This is a genomic window from Peribacillus sp. NPDC097225 (genome assembly GCF_044761955.1).
Taxonomy (GTDB): domain Bacteria; phylum Bacillota; class Bacilli; order Bacillales; family DSM-1321; genus Peribacillus.
The window spans coordinates 402,535-427,032 of record NZ_JBIWDJ010000003.1; the positions used below are offsets into that span (position 1 = coordinate 402,535).

Genomic DNA, 24,498 nt, shown 5'->3' on the forward strand with positions numbered 1-24,498 from the left:
TGTTTTGTGTGAAGCAAATCCTTGCGTTCGATGGCATAGCCTCTAGGTTGCCAAGACCGGATGACCAGGATATTACCCTTATCTAGCGGTATAGTGAATCACATTTCCACTAGAGTATTTGTCGATTTTTCCTTGGTACTCCAAGTAATCTAAATGTCCGATGATCTCCGACATGACAAGTGGGAACTCTTTTAAATATTTTTCTTTGTAATAGTTTTTTGCTAACTCATTCCCTGTTGTTATTCCAGCTTCAATTAAAGCGAGGATTTTCTTGGATTTTGTTTCAATGTTACGGAGCCTTTTTTCTATTAATGGACCTGCTTGATAGATGATGTTTCCGTGTCCAGGGTAAAGGATATCCACCCCTAATGCCAAACAGCGCTCCAACGATTCAATATGGTCTACTAGAGTCCGCATCCTTTGGCCGTTTTCATCGGGCTCCACCAATGCATTACTAGAGATATGTTCAATTAATAAGTCTCCAGCAAGAAGTCGGTTCTCGCTTTTATCAAGAAAGGCAATTTGGTCTGGTGCATGACCGGGAAAATGAATCACTTCAAAATTTAATAATTGGTTTTCCTTAATCTCGATGATTTCACTATTGATTTTTTGATCTTTGTTATTATTGACGGCATTGAATAAATAGGCCACTTGTTTATCTCCAAGTTCCCCACAGCCCATCTGAACGTAAAGTCGTTTATAGAACTCAATCCTCATGCTAAGAAAATCCGGATCTCGCTTTAACCTTGGTATGGATTTAGAGTGAGCATAAACAGGAATCGGGTGAGGCTCAGTGATACGGTTAACGAGTCCCACGTGATCCCCGTGATGATGGGTCAGGAGAATCTCTGTAATATCTTCAAGCTTTAGGCTATTTTCCTCTAATGTGTGTTGTAAAGCGTCCCAACAAACATCATCATTCATGCCAGCATCCACCAGCGTAAGGGACTCATTCTGTTCCACTAAATAAAAGTTTATACTTTTCAATGCGAGTGCACTTGGCGCTATAACTGGGTGAATCTTAAGTGTTGACCGGTTTTTCATGAGCATCCTTTGTTCCCCCTGAAATGAATGAACTTTTGGAAGGAAGGTTTATTCATTTATGCTGTATCAATGAATCACTCAAGCTTATAAATGAATGAACGATCCTTAAAGTTCAATTTATTAATAAACGATAGTTATACCTTTAGCTTACTATTTGTTTTATTTAAAGTAAATTCTGAAAAATGAAACATTTATATTATAATAGCAAGATAATTTTCCTGAATCGCTTATCGTACTGGTGGATTTTTTTCTATAACTAAATTTACCTTTTTTATATTTTTATGTAAATTAATCTTCTCGCCATGCAAGTTTTAGTATATGGTTAATTTAACAGATTGGATGGGCATTATTCCATGTAAACTAAAAGGTGATAATCGGAATGACAGAAGAAATGAGGGCATGTATGGATCAAGATAAACAAAGGCTCAGTATTGCGGCTGCAAGACTATACTATGAATCGGATTATAGTCAACAAGAGATTTGTGCACGCCTTGGCGTGTCGCGACCAACGGTTTCTAGGTTGTTGCAATATGCGAAGGAGCAGGGCTACGTAAGTATACACATTAAAGACCCGTTAGAAGATGTGGACGAACTCTCAAAACAGTTAAAGGAACGGTATGGATTGGATCATGTAAGCGTTTCATATTCCCCACTTAATGAGTATGAGGAGATAACTAAGCATATCGGGCGGACTGCCGCCGAATTTTTACACAAAATCGTAAAAGACGGAGATATCATCGGCATTACCTGGGGTACCACATTGTTTTCAGTGGCCTCACAACTTAAAAGCAAGCGAGTGAAAGGTGTAGAAGTAGTTCAGCTAAAAGGCGGTGTAAGCCATTCGTATAGCCTTACTTACGCGGCTGAAGTTGCCAATCTATTTGCCGAAGCTTATTATACGGTCACCCGCTATTTACCTTTACCTGTTATTTTCGATAAGCCAGAACTTAAGCAGATGGTTGAGGAAGATCGGCATATAGAACGGATCATCGAAATGGGTAGACAAGCGAATATTGCATTATTTACGGTCGGTACGGTCAGAGATGATGCTTTACTTTTTAAACTTGGTTATTTAAGTGAAGGGGAGAAAGCTGATCTCCAACGTACGGCCGTAGGTGATATTTGTTCTCGTTTTTTTGATGAAGAGGGGAACATCTGTAATGAAGTTATTAATAGCCGCACGGTGGGCATTGATTTAGAAGAATTGCAAAAGAAAGAAAGAAGCATTTTAGTTGCTGGAGGCGAAGATAAGATCAAAGCCATCCAGGCAGCATTAATCGGAAAATATGCTAATACCCTCATTACAGATCAATTCACGGCTAAAGCTCTATTAGAGTGTTAAAAGAAAGAATATATGGTTGGCGCCTAAAAAGCGCTGACCTTATTTTTTTATGTCAAATAGGTTGTAAAAATATTTGAACAAAATTTCAAAATAAAATTTACATATGTTCCACACCGTGGTATTATTTGGTTGTGAAAGCGCTTTTCTTATTGAAAAATCAAAAAAGATAAAAAACTAGAGTGAAAAATAATAGGATAAGGGGCCGTTAAAAATGAATAAGGCTAAATTAATTGACCATACACTACTGAAAGCTGACGCAACTGAAAAGGAGATTGTTAGATTAGCAGAAGAAGCCAAGGAATACGGTTTTGCTTCCGTTTGCGTGAATCCACAATGGGTGTCACTTGCAGCGAAAGAATTAGAGGGAAGTGACGTAAAAGTTTGTACAGTCATTGGATTTCCTTTAGGCGCGTCTACTACAGCAGTAAAAGTATTCGAAACGCAAGACGCTATTTCAAACGGCGCAGAAGAAGTAGATATGGTAATCAACATTGGCCTCTTGAAAGCTGGCAATGATGATGCAGTTGAAGCTGATATGAAAGCGGTTGCTAATGCTGCACATGGAAAAGCTCTTCTGAAAGTGATTATTGAAACATGCTTATTGACAGAAGAGGAAAAGGTCCGTGCATGTCAACTGGTCGTTAATGCTGGAGCTGATTATGTTAAAACATCCACCGGATTTTCTACGGGAGGTGCCACTGTCGAAGATGTAACGTTAATGAGAAAAGTCGTTGGTCCGGATTTAGGTGTAAAGGCATCTGGAGGGATTCGGGATAAAAACGATTTAGAAAAGATGGCTAAGGCAGGAGCTACCCGTATTGGCGCGAGTTCAGGTGTCAAAATCATGCAGGGAGAAGCCGTTAATGGAGGCTATTAATTTAGATAGCTAGTCCCTCGTTTGAAAACCGAATGCAATTGGATTCATTAGTGGGTAAATATCAGTAGGGGTTCTTACTTGAATAAGGGAGATTACAAAAATGGCAAAGACAAAAATAATTCAACTGTCGGATGGATACCTTAATCGGACTCCTATTCTACAATTCATTCTCTTATCCACATTATTTTCCATGTGGGCAGTGGCAGCTAGTTTGAATGATATATTAATTACTCAGTTCAAAAGTGTGTTCGAATTAAGTGATTTCGCTAGTGCTTTAGTACAGAGTGCTTTTTATGGAGGCTATTTCTTGGTAGCCATTCCAGCTTCGATGGTTATTAAGAAGACGAACTATAAGTTTGCCATCATAACAGGATTATGCTTCTATATCATTGGATGTTCTTTATTCTTCCCAGCGTCGCACTTGGCGACATATACTATGTTCTTGTTTGCACTTTTTGCTATTGCAATCGGTTTAGGTTTCCTTGAAACGGCAGCCAATACCTATAGTTCCATGATAGGTCCCAAGCAATATGCGACGCTCCGCCTGAATATTAGCCAAACGTTTTATCCCGTTGGATCTATTTTAGGGATTTTGCTAGGAAAATATCTAGTTTTCCAGGAAGGCGAAAGTCTTCATGTTCAAATGTCCAAAATGTCTCCTGCAGAAGCACAGGCTTTTGGAATCGAGATGTTACAGCATACACTAGAACCATATAAATATATGATTTTCATACTAATCGGAGTGCTGGTGATATTCCTCTTCACTAAATTTCCAACATGCAAACCGGAAAAAGTCGAACAAAATGGCACTAAACCGGCTCCAAATATCCTAAAAGCGTTGAAGCACCTGGCTGGAAATAAACGATTCCGAAATGGAATCATCGCAGAATTTTTATATGTGGGAATGCAAACCACGGTTTGGGCTTTCACGATCAGGTTAGCCTTACATCTAAATCCACATATCAATGAAAGAACTGCTTCAAACTTTATGATTTATAGTTTTATAGGATTTTTCATTGGGAAATTCATTGCAAACTTTTTGATCGCTAGATTTTCGTCTTCTAAAATCTTGGTCATTTATGCAGTTTTCGGATCAGCTTTATTGGCTTACGTGGCAGTCGTGCCGAATATGACTGCTGTATATGCGGCAATCGTTGTTAGTATGCTTTTTGGACCATGTTGGGCCACGATTTATGCAGAAACTCTAGCTGTAGTTGATAAGCAATATACTGAAGTGGCGGGTGCCATCTTAGTAATGTCCATTGTGGGGGGAGCCGTTATACCGGCTGTTCAAGGGTTAGTGTCAGACACTTTGGGATCAATGCAATATGCGTTTGTCGTATCCATGCTATGTTTTGTGTATATAGGCATTTACTTTTATCGAGAAATGAAAAGGTCTGCAAACATGAAAAAGGATGCAGAACAAACAAGCGAATTAATTTCTTGAAAATTAGGTTCGAGCTTTGCTTATGTCCTCAATTATATCGGCAATCATTTTTGACAAACTCAGTAAGCATAATAAGAAAAGAGGCAGGGGGCCCTTAAATGAACTCTGGATGTAACAGGGTTTCCTAAGGGAACCCTGTTAGCTGTTATTCGAAGGAAGGAAGGATAAGTATGGTAGGAACGATTGAACTACAAAGAGGATTCTTCAAAGAAAACCCTACAGTATTTTTTAGAAGTACTGAGTTTACTGTTACTTTATTTCGTTATCCATCTGGAGTTGAAGCCATAGAACTGACAAACTCCCGTGGGAAAATGGTGGTTCTTCCTTATTTAGGTCAAATTGTTTGGGACTTAGTTTTTGATGGAATTGAACTGAAGATGAAAAATATGTTCACTCAACCGAAACAAGTAGATGAAATTGTCGATACATATGGATGTTTTGCTTTTCATTCCGGTTTGATTAGCAATGGCTGTCCAGGACCTGAGGATGATCATGTCTTACATGGTGAGATGGCCTGCGCGAATATGGACCATGCCTGGCTAGAGGTTACGGAAAATAGTGTGAAAATTGGTGGATCGACAGAATACATAAAAGGGTTTGGCCATCATTATATCGCTAAGCCAAGCGTCAAGATGATTGCTGGGGAAGCCAACATCGAAATGGGCATGTACGTGAAAAACTTATCTGGCACAGACATGCCTCTACAATACATGTGCCATACCAACTACGCCTACCTGGATCATGCAGTAATGAAGCAAAACATTCCTAATAGTGCGTTTGAGTTACGTGCCTCCATCCCTGACCATGTGAAACCTACTGAAAAGTGGTTGGACTTTAATAAAGAAATCCGTGAAGGCAAGGAACCTATATCGATTTTGGACCGTCCAGATATGTATGACCCGGAAATTGTTTTCTTTATGGATGGATTGAGTAAGCATCAGAAAGAAGCAAGTTTTGAAATGACTTCGCCGGAAGGAACTACTTTTTTCACCACGTTCTCTACGGATGAATTTAATTATGCGACAAGATGGTTACTGTTTAATGAGGACCAGCAGGTTGGAGCATTTGTATTGCCCGCTACATGCCGGCCTGAAGGGTTTTTGGCAGCCCAAGATTCAGGAAGCTTAATTAAGTTGGCCTCAGGTGAGGAAAGATCATTTACAATTGTAACTGGAAAGAAATAAGGAGGAAATAGAATATGGATATAGCAGTTATCGGATCCAATATGGTGGATTTAATTTCATACATTGACCAAATGCCAAAAGAAGGGGAAACCCTCGAGGCACCAAGTTTCGAAATTGGGTGTGGTGGAAAAGGAGCCAACCAGGCAGTGGCCGCAGCCAAAATGGGCTCTAAGGTCATGATGCTTACTAAAGTCGGAGATGATCTATTTGCAGATAATACGATTAGCAATCTAGAACGTTATGGAATAGATACTGAATTTACAAGTAAGGTCCCGCGAACATCAAGTGGTGTGGCACCGATATTTGTGGACCCACAATCGAGGAACCGGATATTAATCATCAAAGGAGCAAATGAATATCTTGTACCCGAGGATATCGACAACGCGGGGGAAAAGCTGAAAAAGTGTTCCTTAATCATTCTTCAATTGGAGATCCCCTTACCAGCTGTTTATCGTGCCATTGACTTCGGTAAGGAGAATAATATACCGGTTATATTGAATCCTGCTCCTGCCTCAAAAGAGTTGAATTTTGATTACGTTTGCAAGTGCGATTTCTTCATTCCTAATGAAACGGAACTGGAGATTTTAACCCAGATGCCAGTAGAAACGGATCAACAAGTGCAGGAGGCAGCTTTAACCCTTATCGAGCAAGGGGTGAAAAATGTTATTGTGACACTTGGAAGCCGTGGGGTGATGTGGGTTACAAAAGAAAAAGTGGAACGGATCGATGCATATGAAGTCGCTGCCATTGACACTACTGGAGCCGGAGATTCATTCATCGGATGCTTCGCCCACTTCTTTGTCAAAAATGGAGATATCCTTCACGCCATCAAGATGGCCACTGGATTTTCTGCCTTGAGCGTAACAAAACGCGGAACGCAATCCTCTTATCCAGATCAAGACCAGTTAAAGGGATTTTTTGAGAAACAGGTTTGAATATCATAGTATTAGGGGTGCTTCCACAATTGTTGGAACATCCCTTTTTACGTTCGTGTGGAACGAGATGGGTAGAGATAAGATAAGTATAAATGAATAGGTAGAGAAGGAGATTAATGTTCAATTATCGAAATTGTAGATATGTAAGTAAAAAGTACATAACTATCAATCTGTAAGTAGGAGGGCTATTTGTGAAACCTAAAGTGTATATTACGAGAAAATTGCCAGACCAAATCGTGAATGGCCTAAGTGGAAATTTTGAGGTAACGATGTGGCAAGATGAAACGACTCCGGTTCCTAGGGAGGTCCTGGAAAAAGAGATAGTGGAGGTTGACGGTCTATTTTGCTTGTTGACGGAACAAATCGATGAATCCTTGATGGAGAAGGCGACCAACCTAAAAATCATTGCGAACATGGCTGTGGGGTATAACAATATTGATTTACAAAGCGCGACAGATAAAGGAATCATGGTGACGAATACACCGGGGGTTCTGACGGAAACGACAGCGGACTTAACTTTTGCCTTGCTGCTTGCAACGGCCAGAAGATTGGTAGAGGCGACAGGTTATCTCAAAAGTGGTCAATGGAAAACATGGTCCCCGATGCAGTTGACTGGACAGGATGTACATGGCGCAACGATAGGAATCATCGGATTGGGAAGGATCGGTAAAGCCCTGGCGAAAAGGGCAAAAGGATTTGATATGAATCTTGTATACTATAATCGTAGCCGTAAACTTGAAGAAGAAAAAGAGTTGGGAATCGAGTTTGTATCACTTGAAGAGCTCCTTAAGATTTCGGATTTTGTCTGTGTCTTGGTGCCACTCACTTCCCAAACTAGCTATATGATCGGTGCTGAACAATTAACCTTAATGAAAAAGACGGCCGTACTCATCAACACGGCAAGGGGCGATATCGTCGATGAAAGGGCATTGTACCAGGCTTTGGTAAACCAAGAAATTTGGGCTGCTGGATTGGATGTATTTGAAGAAGAACCGGTTCCTTTAGATCACCCTCTCTTGACCCTACCTAATGTGGTGACACTCCCACATATCGGCAGCGCCAGCATCGCCACGAGAATGAAAATGGCAAGCCTTGCTGCAGAAAACTTGATGGCAGGCCTGACGGGCGCCCTTCCTGGCAATCTAGTGAATCCAGAACTAACAAGTGTGCAAAAAGGGAGAGGACATTCATAATGGAATTGAAAGAAACCATATATACTAGCAATAAAATGCCGACAACAAAAAAACTATGGATGGCACTTATGCTCGGTTCTTTTGCGGCAATCGGGCCTCTGTCACTTGATATGTATTTGCCTGGTCTACCAACACTTGCAGATGATCTGCAAAGCAGTACGTCTTTGGCTCAGCTCAGTTTGACCGCTTGTTTACTAGGATTGGCATTAGGACAAATATATTTAGGCCCTCTGAGTGATGCGAAGGGGAGACGGACCCCGTTAATCATCTCTTTGTCGATTTATAGTGTGTCTTCTCTGCTATGCGCCTTTGCTCCCTCCATTGAAATGCTTTTATTATTACGGTTCATCCAGGGAGCTGCAGGTGCTGGGGGAATTGTCATTTCCCGGGCCATTGTCCGCGATCTTTTTTCTGGTACGGAGTTGACCAAATTCTTTTCCATGTTAATGCTTGTGAATGGGGCGGCACCGATTTTGGCACCAGTTTTAGGAGGGCAATTGCTACAATTTACATCTTGGCGGGGAGTTTTCATCGTCATTTTTGCTCTAAGTGTTATTATGGTTGCCGCTGCTTTTTTGGGGATAGGGGAAACACTCTCACCAGACCTGAGAAGTACAGGGGGCATAACCAATACAATACGTACATTCGGTGATTTACTGAAAAATCGTGTGTTTATGGGATATGCACTTTCTCAAGGGTTTGTAACGGCGGCCATGTTTGCTTATATCTCAGGTTCACCTTTTGTACTTCAAAATATCTATAGTATTTCACCGCAAACATTCAGCCTGATTTTTGCGATGAATGGGATAGGGATCATTATTGCATCCCAAACAACTGGCAGACTGGCTGGGAAGATAAAAGAAGAAAAACTCTTACAAATAGGATTGGGTCTTGCATTATTTGGAGGAATCATTCTGCTCATGTCCATCATTCTGGAAGTTGGAATTGCGGGAATTCTAATTGCTTTATTTCTATCTGTCTCCAGTGTCGGGATCGTGGGAACGACAAGTTTCGCATTAGCTATGCAGGACCAGGGGAAAACGGCAGGGAGTGCCTCGGCTTTAATCGGTCTTCTGCCTTTCATACTAGGTTCGCTCATGGCCCCTTTAGTGGGGATTGGTGGAGGTGATTCACCTCTGCCGATGGGCATCGTGATGGTAAGCTGTCATGTTATTGCCATGTCCTCTTATCTATTTATCGCCCGAGGGGGTTTGAGAAAAGCTGTTGCATAATGAAAGTGCCAACAGATTATAGGGAAAGTTCGAAGTAAGGGGCGTGGCTCTTTGAAAAGCAATCCCAGCCTCTCTTATGTATCATTTCTATTTGCAGGGAACAAAAAAAAGATCAATAATAACTTTGTCCATTCCTTTTTAGTAAAAAGAAGCAGAAGTGTTGTCAATTAAACACTTCTGCCTCTTCTCAAGTCTTTCGATTCTTATAAGAGCGATTCAGCTCCGTCAATATACACTTCAGTCCCGGTAACGTGGGAGGACATGTCCGATGCAAGGAACAAAACAAGGTCTCCTGCTTGTTCAATCGTTCCGGCTTTCTTTGCAAGTGGTTGAGAACCTTCGGGATACTCAATCGGGATTTTGATTTTTTCCAAGTTTTCATCTTCTGGATAGGTATTATCGTGGATGTTGGTGTCGATGGAGCCTGGGCAGATGATATTCACGCGTATTTTGTACTTGGCCAATTCAAGTGCAGCCATTTTGCCGAAAGCGACTTGACCGGCTTTTGATGAGCTGTATGCGGAAAAACCAAAGTTCTTGAAAAAACGGTTTCCGTTAATGGAACTGTTAATGGTGATGCTTCCGCCTGTTTCCTTCATATAGGGAATGGCATATTTTATGGTTAGGAAGGTTCCTTTCAAGTTGATGTTGAGTGTTTGGTCCCAATCTTCCGGCTTAATATCTTCAATGGGGGCAATTACCCCGTTAATACCAGCATTGGCAAACACAAAATCAATTTTTCCAAAATGCTCGAAGGCGGCCTGGAAAGCCTTCTCAACCTGTTCGGGTTGGGAAACATCCGTTTTGATGATTAAAGCTTCTCGTCCGAGGTTTTCCACTTCTTCCTTGACCTTTTCGGCATTTTCAACTGTGCGGTCAAAAAAAACGATGTTTGCACCGTTTTCCGCAAGTTTAATGGCGGCACCCCGGCCAATTCCGGATCCTCCGCCGGTAATGATGGCGACTTTATTCTTCATCAATTCTGTCATTGATTTCACACGCTCCTTTTTAATGTACTTCCCATGAGGGAGTATGTAGAAACATCAAGTCAGTAGTAATAGGAAAAGTATAAAGGAAAATAGATTGAAAAATCCAATATAAACCAATTTTTTTAGCGTTTTTCTTTATTTTTTTGCAAAGTCTGGTTATATTGAGGACAAAGTCTGTTAATTAAAAGGAGAATCTAACGAATGATACGTTATGGGATTATCGGTACAAATTGGATTACAGAGCGTTTTTTGAATGCGGCAAAACACGTGGAAGGCTTTTCATTAAATGCGGTCTATTCGCGCACAGAAGAAAAGGCCAGGGATTTTGCAGATAAGTATGGAGTTAAACATACATTTACAGACTTGGAGGAGATGGCGAGCAGTTCCGAGATTGATGCGGTCTATATAGCCAGTCCCAATTCTCACCATAGTCGCCAGGCAGTCATGTTTTTACAGCAAAAGAAACATGTCTTATGTGAAAAACCATTGGCTTCGAACGCCGAAGAAGTGAGGGAAATGATACAGGCGGCACAGCAAAACGAAGTGCTGCTCATGGAAGCGATGAAATCAACGATCATGCCAAGTTTTGAAAGCCTAAAGGAAAACATCCATAAAATTGGTGAGGTTCGCCGTTACCAAGGAAGTTACTGTCAATATTCTTCCCGGTACGATTCGTATAAATCAGGTACCATATTGAATGCATTCAACCCTGAGTTTTCAAGCGGCTCTTTAATGGACTTGGGTATCTATGCCGTTTATCCGCTTGTCGTTCTATTCGGTAAACCGAATAAGATCCAGGCATCTGGAACACTACTAGAGTCAGGAGTTGACGGTCAGGGTACCATCCTCCTTTCATATAATGACATGGAAGCCATCGTGATGTTTTCCAAGATCACTGAATCGACTCAACCTTCAGAAATACAGGGAGAAGCAGGTACCATCCTCATCGACAAAATTTCCAGTCCGAACGAAGTGGATATTTGCTACCGTGATGGAACAAGGGAGAGTCTTTCGGTTAAACAAGAGTTTCCTCCGATGTATTATGAAGCGAAGGAGTTTGTAAAATTGATCCAGCAGGGGAAAACGGAATCGGATAAGAATACATTTGCCCATTCATTATGGTCGATGGAAATCATGGATGAAGCTAGAAAACAGATAGGTGTCGTTTTTCCCGCAGACCGAAGATAAGCATTTTATTAGACATGATTCGGCAAAAAGCGTATAAATGGATGTTACAGAATGCCTATTTTTGGGTAGATTTTTAGTACATAGAAATTTCAGATGTTGGAGGAATTAATATGAAATGCAAGATTAATCGAAATGCAGCAAAGGTATTACAAAAGATGTTGAGTAGCGAAGAAGCGGAAGGGAAAATGATTCGGGTGTATATCACGCATATGCACGGCGATCATGCCCACTATGAGATGAAGCTTGATGTTCCGACGGAGCATGATGAAATTGTCAAGACGGATAAGGATATCGATATACTGCTGGATTCACGTGAAGAATTCTTGGACGGAGTATGGATTAAATATTTTTATGTGCCAGAAGAAGGTTTCGAAATAACCAATCCTTCGAAAGAGCCTCACGGCCATCACCATCATTAAAAATTAGGGGGAATTAGGCATGACAGAATTATACGAAAAGCTTTTTCAACCATATAAATTCTCTTCTGGGGTCGAAGTGAAAAACCGTATCATGTTGGCACCGATGACGCATTATTCTTCAGATGACCAAGGATACGTGACGGAAGAGGAATTAGCTTATTATGCAGAGCGTTCGGCAGGAGTGGGTACGGTAATCACAGCGTGTGCCTATGTAATTGCAGGTGGAAAAGGATTCCCTGGCCAATTCAGTGCTGATGATGATGCATTTATTCCATCACTCCGAAAAGTGGCAGAAACCATTCAAGGCAAAGGGGCCAAAGCCATTTTGCAAATTTATCATGGAGGTCGCCAAAGTCCGCCCGATTTATTACCGGATAATCAACCGGTTTCTGCAAGCAGCGTTGCATCAAGCGAGGGTGCACCTGTTCCTCGTGAAATGACGGAAGATGAAATTCAAGAAGTGATTAAAGCGTTTGGAGAGGCAACGAGAAGAGCCATCGAAGCAGGATTTGATGGTGTCGAGATTCACGGGGCGAATACATATTTACTTCAGCAGTTCTTCTCTCCTCATTCCAATCGTCGCACAGATAAATGGGGGGGAACGCTTGGAAAACGTATGATATTCCCACTTTCCATTGTTAATGAAGTAGAAAAGACTGTGGAAGAGCATGCGAAAAATCCGTTTGTCATCGGCTACCGCATTTCTCCGGAAGAGGGTAGCGAGCCTGGCATCACTTTGGATGATACGCTTCAATTCGTAGACCGGCTTGCGAATCAAAACCTGGACTACATCCATGTATCGGTAGGTCATTTCTGGAACGGCTCATTCCGTGAGAGTGATAGAACGGAATCGAGAATCGTTAAAATATATGAAAAAGTGGGCAATCGAATTCCAGTAATCGGAGTAGGGGCCCTTCATACACCTGAAGAAGTGGCAGAGGCCATGGAAACGGGCGTTCCTTTTATTGCACTTGGCAGGGAGCTGCTTATGGAACCGTACTGGATTGAAAAAATCAAGGCCGGTAAAGAAAAGGAAATACGCACGACACTTTCGAAGAAGGATCAAGATGAATTGGTCATTCCAGATCCCCTTTGGGAAAAATTAATCAATGTAAAAGGCTGGCTTCCAGTCGTGGATTGAGTATGAATAATAAATGATCCCGTCCTTTGTTAAGGACGGGTATTTTTTTGGATGAAATTTATCTATCGATTGTAACCGATGAATGAGAATGAGAGCTTCTCTTCTTTTTTCTAAACATAAGCAAACCAATGATATAAATGATGAGAAAAGCTATTAAAATAATATCCGTCATTCGTATCGTGGCAACATCTGATACAATTCGACCGGTATATTGCAAAAGGTTATGGAGGAAGTGAAAGATGATCGGAATGATGATCGATTGAGTTTGAATGACGAGTAAAGCTAAGACGAGACCTATTAGTAATGCATAGAACACTTGTATGAAAATAGAAAAGGATGGATTTTGAAATGCCTGGGCAAAGTGCCCAATCCCGAAGAATAAGCTTGAAATGATGATGGCCTTGATCTCTCCCTTTGGTAGGAGGATCTTCAGCATCAAGCCACGAAATACGGATTCCTCAACAAAGGCATTTGTCATAATCCCCAAACTTAATAAGACTAGATAAGAAAAGGATTGAATGGACACTCCTTCGTTGAAGATGACAAGAAGGATTAAAAAGAAGAGCAAGGGCGTATATAAAACCCATTCCCGGACGGATAGCTTCCGGATTGAATGAAAATAAAAGGTGCCCCATCGATTCTTTATAGTAAAATAAAAAATCAAGAGGAGTGCTAGCGGAATGAAGCCCATAAAAGGCGCAATGGGGTTACTCATCTTTGTTATTTCAGTGATGGCAGCCCCTATTGAAACGAAAAGCAAAGTGATGATTTCAAGTCCGATAAGAGTTAAATAAGGTCGTTTGAACGTCATTTCATTTTTCATTATATAAGTCATCATCTCCCCTGGTTTGTGTTAAATATTCGTTGCTCGATTGGATTAATCCTGCTACCTTTCAGGCTGAAAATTAACATACAAGGCGCAGAAAGAAATCAGCTTATTTCTTTTGCGCCTCTTTTATTCGCATCTCTACCATCGTTACTCAATACGAAGACGACAAGCCCTTTCATTTGTCCAATTTTTGTTTCAGGTATATGGACTCGCATTCTATGTTCCTAAAACTCATTAATAGGTCGGGCACCTAATTTACTAGTGTAGAGGGATGGTCCTATTTTGTAATCAAAACGTAATGGATTGTAAAGAATTGTTTACAATGTAAGTAATGTACAGTTTTACGTTTTACTATATAATATGGGAACATGGTTCGAAACCATGAATAAACCCGACAAAGGAGATTACATATGAGAGTTACTTCTTACAATCTATCAAATCCTCAAAGGTTTACCGTGAAAAGAAAACTCCCCTTACACTTTTTCTTTTTCTAAGATGTAAGGCGACTACGTCGCTACCCCAAAATATGTACACCTACTTTTTTCAATAACCGTTTTCAATAGAGTGGACTAAAAAAATGAAGGATGTGAGGGTGAATTTATGATGAAGGATAGTAGATTCCAAGGATACAACATGAAAGGATTTCAAAAAGACCTGACGGCAGGCCTGGTAGTGGGAGTGGTAGCCATTCCCCTTGGACTAGCTTTTTCCATTGCATCCGGAGTGGAACCCATATATGGCTTGTATACGACGATCATTGCAGGAATTCTCATTTCGCTTTTGGGTGGGTCTAAGTACCAAATTGGTGGGCCGACTGGAGCCTTTGTTCCATTACTATTTGGAATCGTCATGCAATACGGTTACGAAAGTCTTCTCATTGCCGGGTTTTTAGCCGGGATTATGTTGGTGGTGATGGGACTGCTTAAATTAGGGAATATGATGAAATTCATTCCCCGCCCCGTTATCATTGGTTTTACGACAGGCATTGCGATCATTATCTTTTCCGGCCAAATTGCTAACTTCTTAGGCATGAAGGTGGAAAAGCATGAAACGTTTTTAGCTAATATGAAAGAATTGGTGGTTAAAGCAGATACGATAAATGTCTATAGCATAGGTGTGGCGCTAATATGCTTTATTGTGATCCTGTTAGCACCGAAAGTACTTCCACGAGTACCAGGACCTCTTCTTGGATTACTTGTTTCCACAGTGGTAGCCTTCTATTTCTTCCCTAGTAAGGTGGCTACGATTGGATCTACATATGGAGCGATTCCAAGAGGTTTCCCTGAATTTAAAGTGCCAGAGCTTTCGGTGGAAATCATTATCAACCTTCTCCCAGTGGCGATTACAATCGCATTATTAGGAGGAATTGAATCATTGTTATCGGCAACCGTGGCAGATAACATGGGTGGATCAAAACACGATAGCAATAAGGAATTAGTCGGTCAAGGCATAGCCAACATCGCTACACCATTCTTTGGCGGAATCCCGGCTACAGGTGCTATTGCCAGAACGGCCACGAATATTAAGACTGGGGCCGTTTCACCAATGTCAGGGATTATCCATGGAATCGTGGTCTTGATGGTCCTGCTCGTCTTATCTCCTTATGCCACACATATTCCTTTAGCCAGCATGGCGCCAATCCTCATGTTTGTCGCTTGGAACATGAGTGAACGGAAGGAATTTGCCCATGTCTTAAAAACAAGGTCGGCTGATTCTGTTGTACTGTTTGTGACATTTCTTGTCACTGTTTTAACGGATTTAATCATGGGTGTCGGTATCGGTTTATTGATTGCCTTCATCACCTTTATCATTAAGATGAGCCACTCATTAAAAATCAGGGAAAGAAGTCACGAAGTTTATCCGGAAATTATTCCAACGACTGCAAGCTCGGATTCAAGAATCGATGTTTACAATTTGGAAGGTCCCTTATTCTTTGGATCCATTGATGTACTGGAATCTAATATTTTGGAAAATTTGGATAATAAGACGGGCGTTTTAGTATTGAGCATGCGAAGGGTATCCTATATGGATACGTCAGCCGAGGCCGCTCTGCTGGCCATTGTCAATCGAATAAGGAAATATAAAGGGAAATTAGTCATCTCCGGAATTCAGCAACAACCTAAGGAGTTGCTAATAAGTACCGGGTTATATCATAAAATAGAAAAACAGCATTTCTTTAAATCCAAGGAAGAAGCTTTATATTTTGCCAAGCAATATGTAAATGTCAAATCAGATCAAGTAGTCTTATAGATGTAACCCTAAAGTCATCCTTTCGGCTTTTTATGGTATAGTTACCGTAATGAGAGATTATAAAAGAAGGTGACTGTCTGGATGGATTTATATCGGATTGGCCAGCTTGCTGAACTAGCTAATGTATCAAGGAGAACCATAGACTATTATACACAATTGGGATTGCTCACCTATGAGAAGACTGGATCGAGGTATCGATATTATACGAAGGATGCGCTCAATCGACTTAGTATGATCGATCGATATAAAGAGCAAAACATGCCGTTGACCGAAATCAAGGAGCGGCTGCAGATCTGGTCCGACAAACCTGTGGATTCGGGAGAGGTACTAGCAAAAGTCGATAAGATTTCTTTAAACCTGAAAGAACTGGAGCGGGAAGTTCTTGAATTAAAGCCACTCTTGGAAAAGCTGGATGAACAGCAACTGAAGTTTGCTGTTCATCAGCTCTCCCTAAGAGGCGGATCTTTGATTAGTATCATGAACGCGCTTACATGAACAAGAGTTTTTCCTCATTCAAAAAAGACCACTTTGGTCTTTTTTTTATTTTTTCCGTAGCTTGTAAGAGTAATAAAAACTTTTTTTCGGCAAAGGGGAAGGAGATAGGGGAATGGGAAAAGAAGAACTATAATATATAGATTCAGAAAGGGTGAGTGGATGATTGGTTCAATTGTAACGACGGCAAAAGGGCATCTTCAAGGAACCGTAGAAAATGGTGTAGGCGTTTGGAAAGGCGTCAGGTATGCGAGAGCTCCAATCGACGAATTGCGTTTTCGCTCCCCGGAGCCTGTTGAAAGATGGAACGGTGTCCTGGATGCAGTCAATTTCGGCGCTGTGCCACCACAACCGTTGGAAAGGGCAGCCAGGATGGGGATGACAGGCAGTGAAGAAATGGATGAGGATTGTTTATTCCTGAATATCTGGTCTCCTAATGCTGATGATCGGAAGCGCCCGGTCATGGTTTGGATTCCAGGTGGAGCATATATTACGGGATCGGGTTCGATTGATATGTACAACGGTCATGTGTTAGCCAAAAAAGGAGATGTAGTGGTTGTAAGCATCAATTATCGGTTAGGTGCTTTAGGATATTTGGATTTTACGGAGTGGAATCATGAGGAGGAACTCTTTGATTCCAACCTAGGTTTACGTGACCAAGTCGCTGCGTTGAAATGGATAAAAGAGAATATTGTAGCATTTGGAGGAGACCCGGAGAATGTTACGGTATTTGGTGAATCAGCTGGTGGCAATGCCGTTACGACTTTACTCACAGTACCTTCTGCAAGAGGGCTTTTTAAACAGGCCATTGCCCAAAGTCCTGCTCCTACTTCAGTTTACGGAAAAGGTTTTGCACGACAGTTCAGTAAGAAATTTCTCGATATTCTCGGGATTGAAGAGAATGAAGTCGATGTGTTAAAAACACTTCCCGTCCAGAAAATCGTTACAGCTTCATATGAATTATTACAGCAAAACTCTCAAGATCTCCCTGGCTCGCTTTCTTTTGGTCCAGTCGTTGATGGTGATTTTTTACCTGACTATCCATTGGAAGCCATTCGTTCAGGAGCCACTGCTGGAATTCCCCTTCTTATTGGTACAAATAAAGATGAAGCGACTTTATTTGACCAAATGGATCCCCCGTTAATTCCGACAACCGAAGAAATGATTCATAAGATGTTCGAAAATACAGATCCTGAAGCGGAGGAGCGAATCACCAACGCTTACCTAACCTTCCCTAATAAAGAGGCTACCCTAGGCTTGGGGCGTGATGCGACTTTTCATATGCCTTCGGTTTGGTATGCAGAGGCATACAGCCGTCAGGAGAAAACATGGATGTACCGCTTCGATTACCAAACCCCCTCTTTAAAGTTTAGCAAACTAGGGGCGACGCATGGGATGGAGATTTTATATGTTTTCCAGACTTTCGATTCTATAGTTGGAAAACGGATTACTGCCTTTGGCGCTAAGCGTGCTGCCTTGAAATTATCTCGACGGATGCAAGGTCACTGGATTAACTTTGCGAAATATGGGAATCCCAATCCGCCGGAGGGAGAAGTCTGGCCGAAGTATGACGAAACGAATCATTATACGATGATTTTTGATAAAAGGGATTATATAGAAAAGGATCCCAATAGGGTTCACCGGTTGGTTTGGGAGGGTGTAAGAATATATAAATGAAAGAAAACCAGCATGGAAGAAACGGAGGAAAATAAACATGGATACATATCATTTTCAGCCAACGAAAGAGTTTGCAGGAAAATTGGACCAATGTGATGCCTTAGCCATTTATCGGAAGGAATTTTACTTGACTCCCGGGACCATCTATATGGACGGAAATTCATTGGGACTATTATCGAAGCGGGCGGAAAAAAGTCTTTTGAATTCATTGGAAGACTGGAAGAGATATGGAATCGAGGGATGGACGGAAGGTGATAACCCTTGGTTTTATTTCTCTGAGAGATTGGGAGAGTTGAGTGCCCCTTTGGTGGGGGCGTCAGGTGATGAAGTAATTATGAGTGGCTCGACGACAGGGAACCTTCATCAGCTGGTGGCAACTTTCTTTGAACCGAAGGAAGGACGGAACAAGATATTGGCCGATGAGCTGACGTTTCCGAGTGATATTTATGCGCTTCAAAGCCAGCTTTTGCTACACGGACTTGATCCGGAAACACATTTAGTGCAGGTGAAAAGCCGTGATGGTAAACTTCTTATGGAAGACGATATCATTGCCGCGATGTCAGAGGAAGTAGCCTTGGTCGTGTTGCCAACGGTTTTGTACCGCAGCGGACAGATTTTGGATATGAAACGATTAACAAAGGAAGCGCACACTAGAGGAATCATCATTGGGTTTGATGGGTGTCATTCAGTGGGTGCTGTTCCACACCAATTTGACGAGTGGGAGGTCGACTTTGCATTTTGGTGTAATTATAAACATTTGAATGGAGGACCGGGAAGTGTTGCAGGCTTATATGTCAATCGAAAACATTTCGATAAAAGGCCAGGGTTGACTGGATGGTTCGGGTCAAAAAAGGATGAACAGTTCGACATGAAACACTCATTCTCCAAGTCTGATTCAGCAGGGGCCTTTCAGATCGGAACGCCACATATATTAAGTATGGCTCCACTAGTCGGTTCGCTTGAAATGTTTGCCGAAGTGGGTATCGAACAGATTCGTACAAAATCTTTGCTTTTGACACAATATTTTATGGACTTGATTGACTCTGAACTTATGGAGTATGGGTTTTCATTCGGGAACCCTCGAGATGATTTTCGAAGGGGGGCTCATATTATCCTTGAGCACCCAGAAGCAGCACGGATATGTAAAGCGTTGAAGAATGAGGGCGTCATTCCGGATTACCGCGAACCGGATATGATCCGGCTTGCACCTGTCTCCCTCTATACCTCCTATCAGGAAGTATGGGAAACGGTCCAGGCACTAAAAAAAATCATGCAAGGGAAGTTATATGAGAGTTATGAAAATATACGGGGAATCATTGCCTAGTTTGGAAAATAAACATGGAAAATAATAAATTGAAAAGAGAGTTATCAACCAATCAAATCACGATGATCGCAATGGGATGTGCGATTGGGACCGGCTTGTTTTTAGGGAGCGGTCTAGCGATATCGATAGCCGGTCCAAGCGTATTGATTAGCTATGCTGTCGGTGCGTTCGTTGTTTTGTTATTAATGGGATGCTTGGCGGAAATAACGGTCGCTTATCCAACTTCCGGATCCTTTGGGACGATTGCCGAGAAGTACATCAGTCCACTTGCAGGCTTTCTTGTCCGATATTCCTACTGGATAGCCAATGTCCTTGCCATTGGGGTCGAAGTCAGTGCAATCGCTGTTTATATGAAATACTGGTTTCCTGATGTACCAGGGAGTGTGTGGATTTTTCTTTTTGCCGCCTTACTCATCTATGTAAATGCAACCAGTGTCAATACTTTCGGGAATTTTGAATATGTATTTTCCTTGATTAAAGTCAGCGCCATCGTCATTTTCATCTTACTGGGAGCTTATGTTTTGATTGGTGCCGAACCAGCCTCGGGAATGGGGATGGAGAACTATGTGAATGCAGGGGGGTTCATGCCTTTTGGTTTTTGGGGATTATGGGTGGCTGTTTTCATTTCTCTCTTCAGCTTTTTAGGGACAGAAATGATTGCAGTGACTGCAGGAGAAGCCAAAGATCCTGATATCGCTGTACCACGAGCCTTGAAGGCAACCGTTTTCAGGCTGTCGACTTTTTACGTACTGACAATCGGCATCATGTTGATGATCGTTCCATGGCAGGAAGCGGGCGTTGAAGTGAGCCCATTCGTGAAGGTCATGGAAATATTAAATATCCCGGGAGCCTCCGGAATCATGAATTTTATCATTTTGACGGCAGCTTTATCAGCAATGAATAGTCAGCTGTATGCTTCCACAAGAATGATCTTTTCACTATCCGAACAAAGGCAGGCACCGCCTTTCTTTATGAAAGTGAGTCGAAAAGGGGTACCGGTCCGCGCCTTGCTCATCTCCACATTGGGTATTTTTCTGGCTGCGGGGATAAAGGTCATTCTTCCCGATACATCTTATGCATTCATGATGGGGATATCGATGTTCGGGGCCATTTTCACTTGGTTCATGGTGTTCATCTCCCATCTGTTTTTCAGGCGAAACTGGGAAAGAACAGGGGGGCGGAAATTACCTGTCAAAATGTACGGTTATCCTTATTTAACGATACTTGGAGCGGTTTTTCTATTGGCCTTAACGGTAACAACCTGGTTTACCGAACCCTTTAAAATCGTTTTGCAGTTCGGTATTCCTTGGTTGATCTTTCTATGGCTCACATACATGTTGATGATGAGAGTAAAAAGAAGATAAAGGGAGTGACGCATGCATGGATAAGGAATCAATCGAAGAAAGTCGCTTGGAAGAAGGAATGGTAACGAATTTTGAAAAAGAGATGTCCTACGGTGACTATCTGAATTTGGACCAAGTATTATCGAGTCAGAGGTTGCTTTCCGGTCATCATGACGAAATGCTGTTTATCGTTATCCATCAAACCAGCGAGTTATGGATGAAATTGATTCTTCATGAATTGACTGCGGCTACGGAGCATATCACGGAAGGAAGATTGGAACCTTCCTTCAAGATGCTATCACGGATTTCGAGAATTCAACAGCAGCTCGTTCAGTCATGGAATGTGCTCTCGACCTTGACCCCATCCGACTATATGGAGTTCCGGGATAAACTCGGAAACTCATCGGGCTTCCAATCCTTTCAAAACCGAATGATTGAAAGTGCAATGGGACAAAAAAACAAGCCAATCTTGGCCGTGTTTCGTCATCAGCCTGACCTTTATGAATCCCTGGTGTCCGAGTTGAATAAGCCCAGTATTTACGATGCGGCAATTGGAGCCTTGGCCGCGAGGGGGTTTTCTATTGAAGAATCGATGTTGAACAGAGATTGGTCAGAACCTTATGTGGAAAACGAGAGTGTCGAGAAAGCCTGGCTCGCGGTGTACAGGGATGTACATCAATATTGGGATCTATATGAATTGGCTGAAAAACTGGTGGATATCGGCAGTCAACAGCAGTTCTGGAGATTCAATCATATGAGCACGGTGGAGCGGATTATAGGACAGAGAATGGGAACTGGAGGTTCTACTGGCGTGAACTATTTAAAGAAGGTAGTGAATCAGCCATTTTTCCCCGAACTCTGGACACTTCGGACAAAATTGTGAACAGAATGATTGGAGAGGTAACGATGCATAAATGGAAAGATATTTCTCAGCCGCTTAAAGAAAATACGCCATATTGGCCAGGAGATACACCATATTCCTATCGCTTGAATGCTGAGATAGCCAAGGGATCTTCCGTAAATGTTGGCGAAATTCGCATGAGCACACATTTAGGTACACATATTGACGCACCTTTTCATTTTGATGAAGAAGGAAAGAAAATCCTGGAGCTGGACTTGGATTTATATATCGGGGAAGCACTTGTCGTCCAGGTCGATGTTGATAGAAGTATTGGGATAGAAGCTTTAGTTGACATCGAATTGAATGGGATCGAGAGATTATTGCTGGCAACGGGGAAGTGGAAGGACCTCAGCCAATTCCCTGATGCAATTCCGGCAATCGAACCGGGCTTAGCCTCCTTCTTAGCTGAAAAAGGGGTGAAATTGCTCGGATTGGATTTGCCTTCCGTCGATTATCTCGACAGTAAAGAATTACCTGCTCACCATGCCCTGGCAAGTTGCGGGATTCACATTCTTGAAGGCCTTGTTCTTCAAGGCGTAGAACCGGGTCTGTATGATTTGGCCGCACTGCCACTCGCTTTGGAGAAGGGGGATGGCAGTCCGGTCAGAGCGGTGTTGAAACGAAAGGATTAGGTGAGGAGAGATAAGGATGAGCAAAATCGGTATTTATGGATCTTCCTTCGATCCTATTACGAATGTACACTTATGGACGGCATCGACCATTGCGCATCGAGCCAAGCTTGATAAAGTCATTTTTTTACCATGTGCCAATAATCGGATTGATAAACAGATGAAAACAAGCAATGAGCACCGCTGGAATATGCTAAGTCTCGCCATCAAGGAAAATCCGTTATTTGAAGTGAGTGATTATGAAATATATGAACGAGCAGGAATCAGCAAACAGTATACATGGTATACGATGGAGTACTTTAAAGCGCAGTATCCGAAGGATGAGGTATATTTCATCATGGGGGCCGATTTGCTTCAAGATATGGATAATCAGGAATTACCGGTGCATCTTCGCTGGAAATTCAGAGAAAAATTGATTGCGAATCATAAATTCATTATCATGGCCCGAGAAGGAATAGATATGCTCAAGGTCATCTCCAAAAGCCCTTTACTGAGAAATTATGATAATGGCAATACATTTCACCTAATTGATAAAGGTCTTTCCATGGAAATCAGTTCAACATATATAAGAGACGAGTTCAGCATGGGCGGAGAGCCAAGATATTTACTGCCAGATGTTTGTTATCAGTATATTGTAGATCATGGACTCTATAAAACAACTCAAAATGTTTAAGGAAGGGGCCCAATCACTTAGGTGATGTGGGCTCTTTCCTTTTTTATTTAACTCGTGTGATTTAGATTGAAAATGAAATTTAATCAGAATATTATAAAAAGTTGAAGCGGTGCTAAACGTAATAGTATAGGGCTTTTGGAAGGGAGCATTCTTAACGGGAATGCTTAAAACGGTCTGGAAGACAAAAAACACAGTTGACAACTTGGGATACTTTGCTTTAAGGTAGGGATACGTAAAAAAGAAAACAGAATATTTGCTGATCAGAAAACTGAAGGCATACTATTTCCTAACTTTAAATGAGGAAGTAGTATGCCTATTTTGTTTAAAGAAAGTTAAAAACAGGGGGAAAGATTATGAAAAGGTTATTGGCGTTTTCAAGTTTGGTTTTAGCATTTGGGGTGCTAGCTGGTTGTAGTTCCGAAAAGACTGAAGGAAAAGAAGGAAAGCCTAAATCCGTAGAATTACTGAACGTGTCCTATGACCCGACCCGTGAGTTGTACCAAGAATATAATAAAGCATTCGCGAAACATTGGAAGGAAGAATCAGGTCAAGATGTTACGATTCAGCAATCGCACGGAGGCTCTGGTAAGCAAGGAAGAGCGGTCATTGACGGATTGGAAGCGGATGTCGTGACGCTTGCATTGGCTTATGACATCGATGCCATCAATGAAGCCAGTAAACTTTTGGAAAAAGATTGGCAAACGCGCCTGCCGGAAAATTCAACACCTTACACGTCAACCATTGTATTCCTAGTAAAAAAGGATAATCCGAAAGGCATCAAAGATTGGGATGACTTAATCAAAAAGGATGTTTCCGTCATTACTCCAAACCCAAAAACAAGCGGGGGGGCAAGGTGGAATTATTTGGCCGCATGGGCATTTGCCGAGAAGAAGTTCAATGATGATGAAGCGAAAGTAAAAGAGTTCATGAAAAAACTTTATCAAAATGTGGAAGTGTTGGACTCCGGTGCTAGGGGTGCCACGACTACATTTGTGGAAAGAGAAATCGGTGACGTACTAATTGCTTGGGAAAACGAAGCGTATTTAACGCTTGAGGAATTCGGCGATGATAAATATGAAATCGTCAATCCTTCCATAAGTATTTTAGCCGAACCTCCAGTGGCGGTAGTCGACAAAGTGGTTGAGAAAAAGGGAACGAAGGAAGTGGCGGAAGCATATCTAGAGTATTTGTATACGGATGAGGGGCAAGAAATTGCGGCTAAGAACTTCTATCGACCAAGGGATGAAAAGGTTCTGGCAAACCATAAAGAACAGTTTGCCGACATTGACATGGTAACGGTTGATGAGAAGTTCGGCGGCTGGAATGAAGCCCAGAAGACCCATTTCAATGATGGTGGTACATTCGACGAAATATATCAACCAAAATAAG

General features: G+C 41.8%; 22 protein-coding genes. 19 read left to right on the forward strand and 3 right to left on the reverse strand.

Translation table 11 applies throughout. From position 1 onward, the window contains the following. Nucleotides 1-78 precede the first annotated feature (78 nt). Nucleotides 79-1,050, reverse strand: a complete 972-nt coding sequence (locus ACIQXH_RS12120; protein WP_402987515.1) for an MBL fold metallo-hydrolase — start codon at nt 1,048-1,050, stop codon at nt 79-81. A 397-nt stretch (nt 1,051-1,447) separates the two neighbouring features. Here ACIQXH_RS12120 and ACIQXH_RS12125 point away from each other — a divergent pair, with 397 nt between their 5' ends. The 7 genes from ACIQXH_RS12125 to ACIQXH_RS12155 all read left to right on the forward strand — a co-directional run bounded on the left by ACIQXH_RS12125 (nt 1,448) and on the right by ACIQXH_RS12155 (nt 9,254). Then, a complete protein-coding gene (locus ACIQXH_RS12125) occupies nt 1,448-2,386 on the forward strand; it encodes a DNA-binding transcriptional repressor DeoR (RefSeq protein ID WP_403123819.1) in 939 nt (312 codons plus the stop codon). Between the two features lie 211 nt (nt 2,387-2,597). Continuing rightward, nucleotides 2,598-3,263, forward strand: coding sequence for a deoxyribose-phosphate aldolase (gene deoC / locus ACIQXH_RS12130; RefSeq protein WP_403123652.1), 666 nt, complete (start codon nt 2,598-2,600; stop codon nt 3,261-3,263). Nucleotides 3,264-3,363: 100 nt separating this feature from the next. Then, entirely contained in the window at nt 3,364-4,710 is a 1,347-nt protein-coding gene (fucP, locus tag ACIQXH_RS12135; RefSeq protein WP_403123655.1) for an L-fucose:H+ symporter permease, read from the forward strand. A gap of 170 nt (nt 4,711-4,880) precedes the next feature. Then, on the forward strand, nt 4,881-5,894 hold the full coding sequence (locus ACIQXH_RS12140; RefSeq protein WP_403123658.1) for an aldose 1-epimerase family protein: 1,014 nt from the start codon (nt 4,881-4,883) through the stop codon (nt 5,892-5,894). A 14-nt stretch (nt 5,895-5,908) separates the two neighbouring features. After that, nucleotides 5,909-6,829 carry a ribokinase gene (rbsK, locus tag ACIQXH_RS12145; protein ID WP_403123660.1) on the forward strand — a complete coding sequence of 307 codons (921 nt, stop codon included), beginning with the start codon at nt 5,909-5,911 and terminating at the stop codon, nt 6,827-6,829. A 191-nt stretch (nt 6,830-7,020) separates the two neighbouring features. Then, nucleotides 7,021-8,022 (forward strand): 2-hydroxyacid dehydrogenase, encoded by a 1,002-nt coding sequence (locus ACIQXH_RS12150; RefSeq protein WP_403123663.1) that lies wholly within the window; start codon nt 7,021-7,023, stop codon nt 8,020-8,022. Then, on the forward strand, nt 8,022-9,254 hold the full coding sequence (locus ACIQXH_RS12155; protein ID WP_403123666.1) for a multidrug effflux MFS transporter: 1,233 nt from the start codon (nt 8,022-8,024) through the stop codon (nt 9,252-9,254). The genes ACIQXH_RS12150 and ACIQXH_RS12155 overlap by 1 nt, the downstream gene beginning before the upstream one ends. 203 nt (nt 9,255-9,457) lie before the next feature. On the opposite strand, the gene ACIQXH_RS12160 is transcribed toward ACIQXH_RS12155, so the two are convergent. Continuing rightward, nucleotides 9,458-10,243, reverse strand: a complete 786-nt coding sequence (locus ACIQXH_RS12160) for an SDR family oxidoreductase (protein WP_403123669.1) — start codon at nt 10,241-10,243, stop codon at nt 9,458-9,460. Between the two features lie 201 nt (nt 10,244-10,444). On the opposite strand from ACIQXH_RS12160, the gene ACIQXH_RS12165 reads away from it, so the two are divergent. The 3 genes from ACIQXH_RS12165 (at nt 10,445) to ACIQXH_RS12175 (ending at nt 12,991) form a co-directional block, all read left to right on the forward strand. Then, the gene (locus tag ACIQXH_RS12165; protein ID WP_402987529.1) at nt 10,445-11,431 is read left to right on the forward strand and encodes a Gfo/Idh/MocA family protein; all 987 of its coding nucleotides are present in this window, start codon (nt 10,445-10,447) and stop codon (nt 11,429-11,431) included. Nucleotides 11,432-11,541: 110 nt separating this feature from the next. After that, nucleotides 11,542-11,850, forward strand: a complete 309-nt coding sequence (locus ACIQXH_RS12170) for an iron-sulfur cluster assembly accessory protein (RefSeq protein WP_402867864.1) — start codon at nt 11,542-11,544, stop codon at nt 11,848-11,850. Between the two features lie 19 nt (nt 11,851-11,869). Then, nucleotides 11,870-12,991: an NADH-dependent flavin oxidoreductase gene (locus tag ACIQXH_RS12175; protein ID WP_403123671.1), complete on the forward strand. Its 1,122-nt coding sequence runs from the start codon at nt 11,870-11,872 to the stop codon at nt 12,989-12,991. A 58-nt stretch (nt 12,992-13,049) separates the two neighbouring features. On the opposite strand, the gene ACIQXH_RS12180 is transcribed toward ACIQXH_RS12175, so the two are convergent. Next, entirely contained in the window at nt 13,050-13,829 is a 780-nt protein-coding gene (locus ACIQXH_RS12180; protein ID WP_402987535.1) for a CPBP family intramembrane glutamic endopeptidase, read from the reverse strand. Nucleotides 13,830-14,420: 591 nt separating this feature from the next. Between ACIQXH_RS12180 and ACIQXH_RS12185 the strand changes: the two genes are divergently transcribed. The 9 genes from ACIQXH_RS12185 to ACIQXH_RS12225 all read left to right on the forward strand — a co-directional run bounded on the left by ACIQXH_RS12185 (nt 14,421) and on the right by ACIQXH_RS12225 (nt 24,497). Next, entirely contained in the window at nt 14,421-16,070 is a 1,650-nt protein-coding gene (locus ACIQXH_RS12185) for a SulP family inorganic anion transporter (protein WP_402955938.1), read from the forward strand. Nucleotides 16,071-16,151: 81 nt separating this feature from the next. Further along, complete coding sequence (locus ACIQXH_RS12190; RefSeq protein ID WP_402955940.1) at nt 16,152-16,565, forward strand: MerR family transcriptional regulator; 414 nt, start codon at nt 16,152-16,154, stop codon at nt 16,563-16,565. 159 nt (nt 16,566-16,724) lie between these two features. Next, nucleotides 16,725-18,239, forward strand: a complete 1,515-nt coding sequence (locus ACIQXH_RS12195; RefSeq protein WP_403123675.1) for a carboxylesterase/lipase family protein — start codon at nt 16,725-16,727, stop codon at nt 18,237-18,239. A 37-nt stretch (nt 18,240-18,276) separates the two neighbouring features. Then, a complete protein-coding gene (gene kynU, locus ACIQXH_RS12200; protein WP_403123678.1) occupies nt 18,277-19,563 on the forward strand; it encodes a kynureninase in 1,287 nt (428 codons plus the stop codon). Between the two features lie 14 nt (nt 19,564-19,577). Further along, entirely contained in the window at nt 19,578-20,927 is a 1,350-nt protein-coding gene (locus ACIQXH_RS12205; protein ID WP_403123682.1) for an amino acid permease, read from the forward strand. 16 nt (nt 20,928-20,943) lie between these two features. After that, nucleotides 20,944-21,789 carry a tryptophan 2,3-dioxygenase gene (gene kynA, locus ACIQXH_RS12210; RefSeq protein WP_402867872.1) on the forward strand — a complete coding sequence of 282 codons (846 nt, stop codon included), beginning with the start codon at nt 20,944-20,946 and terminating at the stop codon, nt 21,787-21,789. Between the two features lie 23 nt (nt 21,790-21,812). Further along, nucleotides 21,813-22,439: an arylformamidase gene (gene kynB, locus ACIQXH_RS12215; RefSeq protein WP_402867873.1), complete on the forward strand. Its 627-nt coding sequence runs from the start codon at nt 21,813-21,815 to the stop codon at nt 22,437-22,439. A 16-nt stretch (nt 22,440-22,455) separates the two neighbouring features. Further along, nucleotides 22,456-23,109, forward strand: coding sequence for a nicotinate (nicotinamide) nucleotide adenylyltransferase (nadD, locus tag ACIQXH_RS12220; RefSeq protein ID WP_402867874.1), 654 nt, complete (start codon nt 22,456-22,458; stop codon nt 23,107-23,109). A 353-nt stretch (nt 23,110-23,462) separates the two neighbouring features. Then, entirely contained in the window at nt 23,463-24,497 is a 1,035-nt protein-coding gene (locus ACIQXH_RS12225) for a sulfate ABC transporter substrate-binding protein (RefSeq protein ID WP_402867875.1), read from the forward strand. Nucleotide 24,498 lies beyond the last annotated feature (1 nt).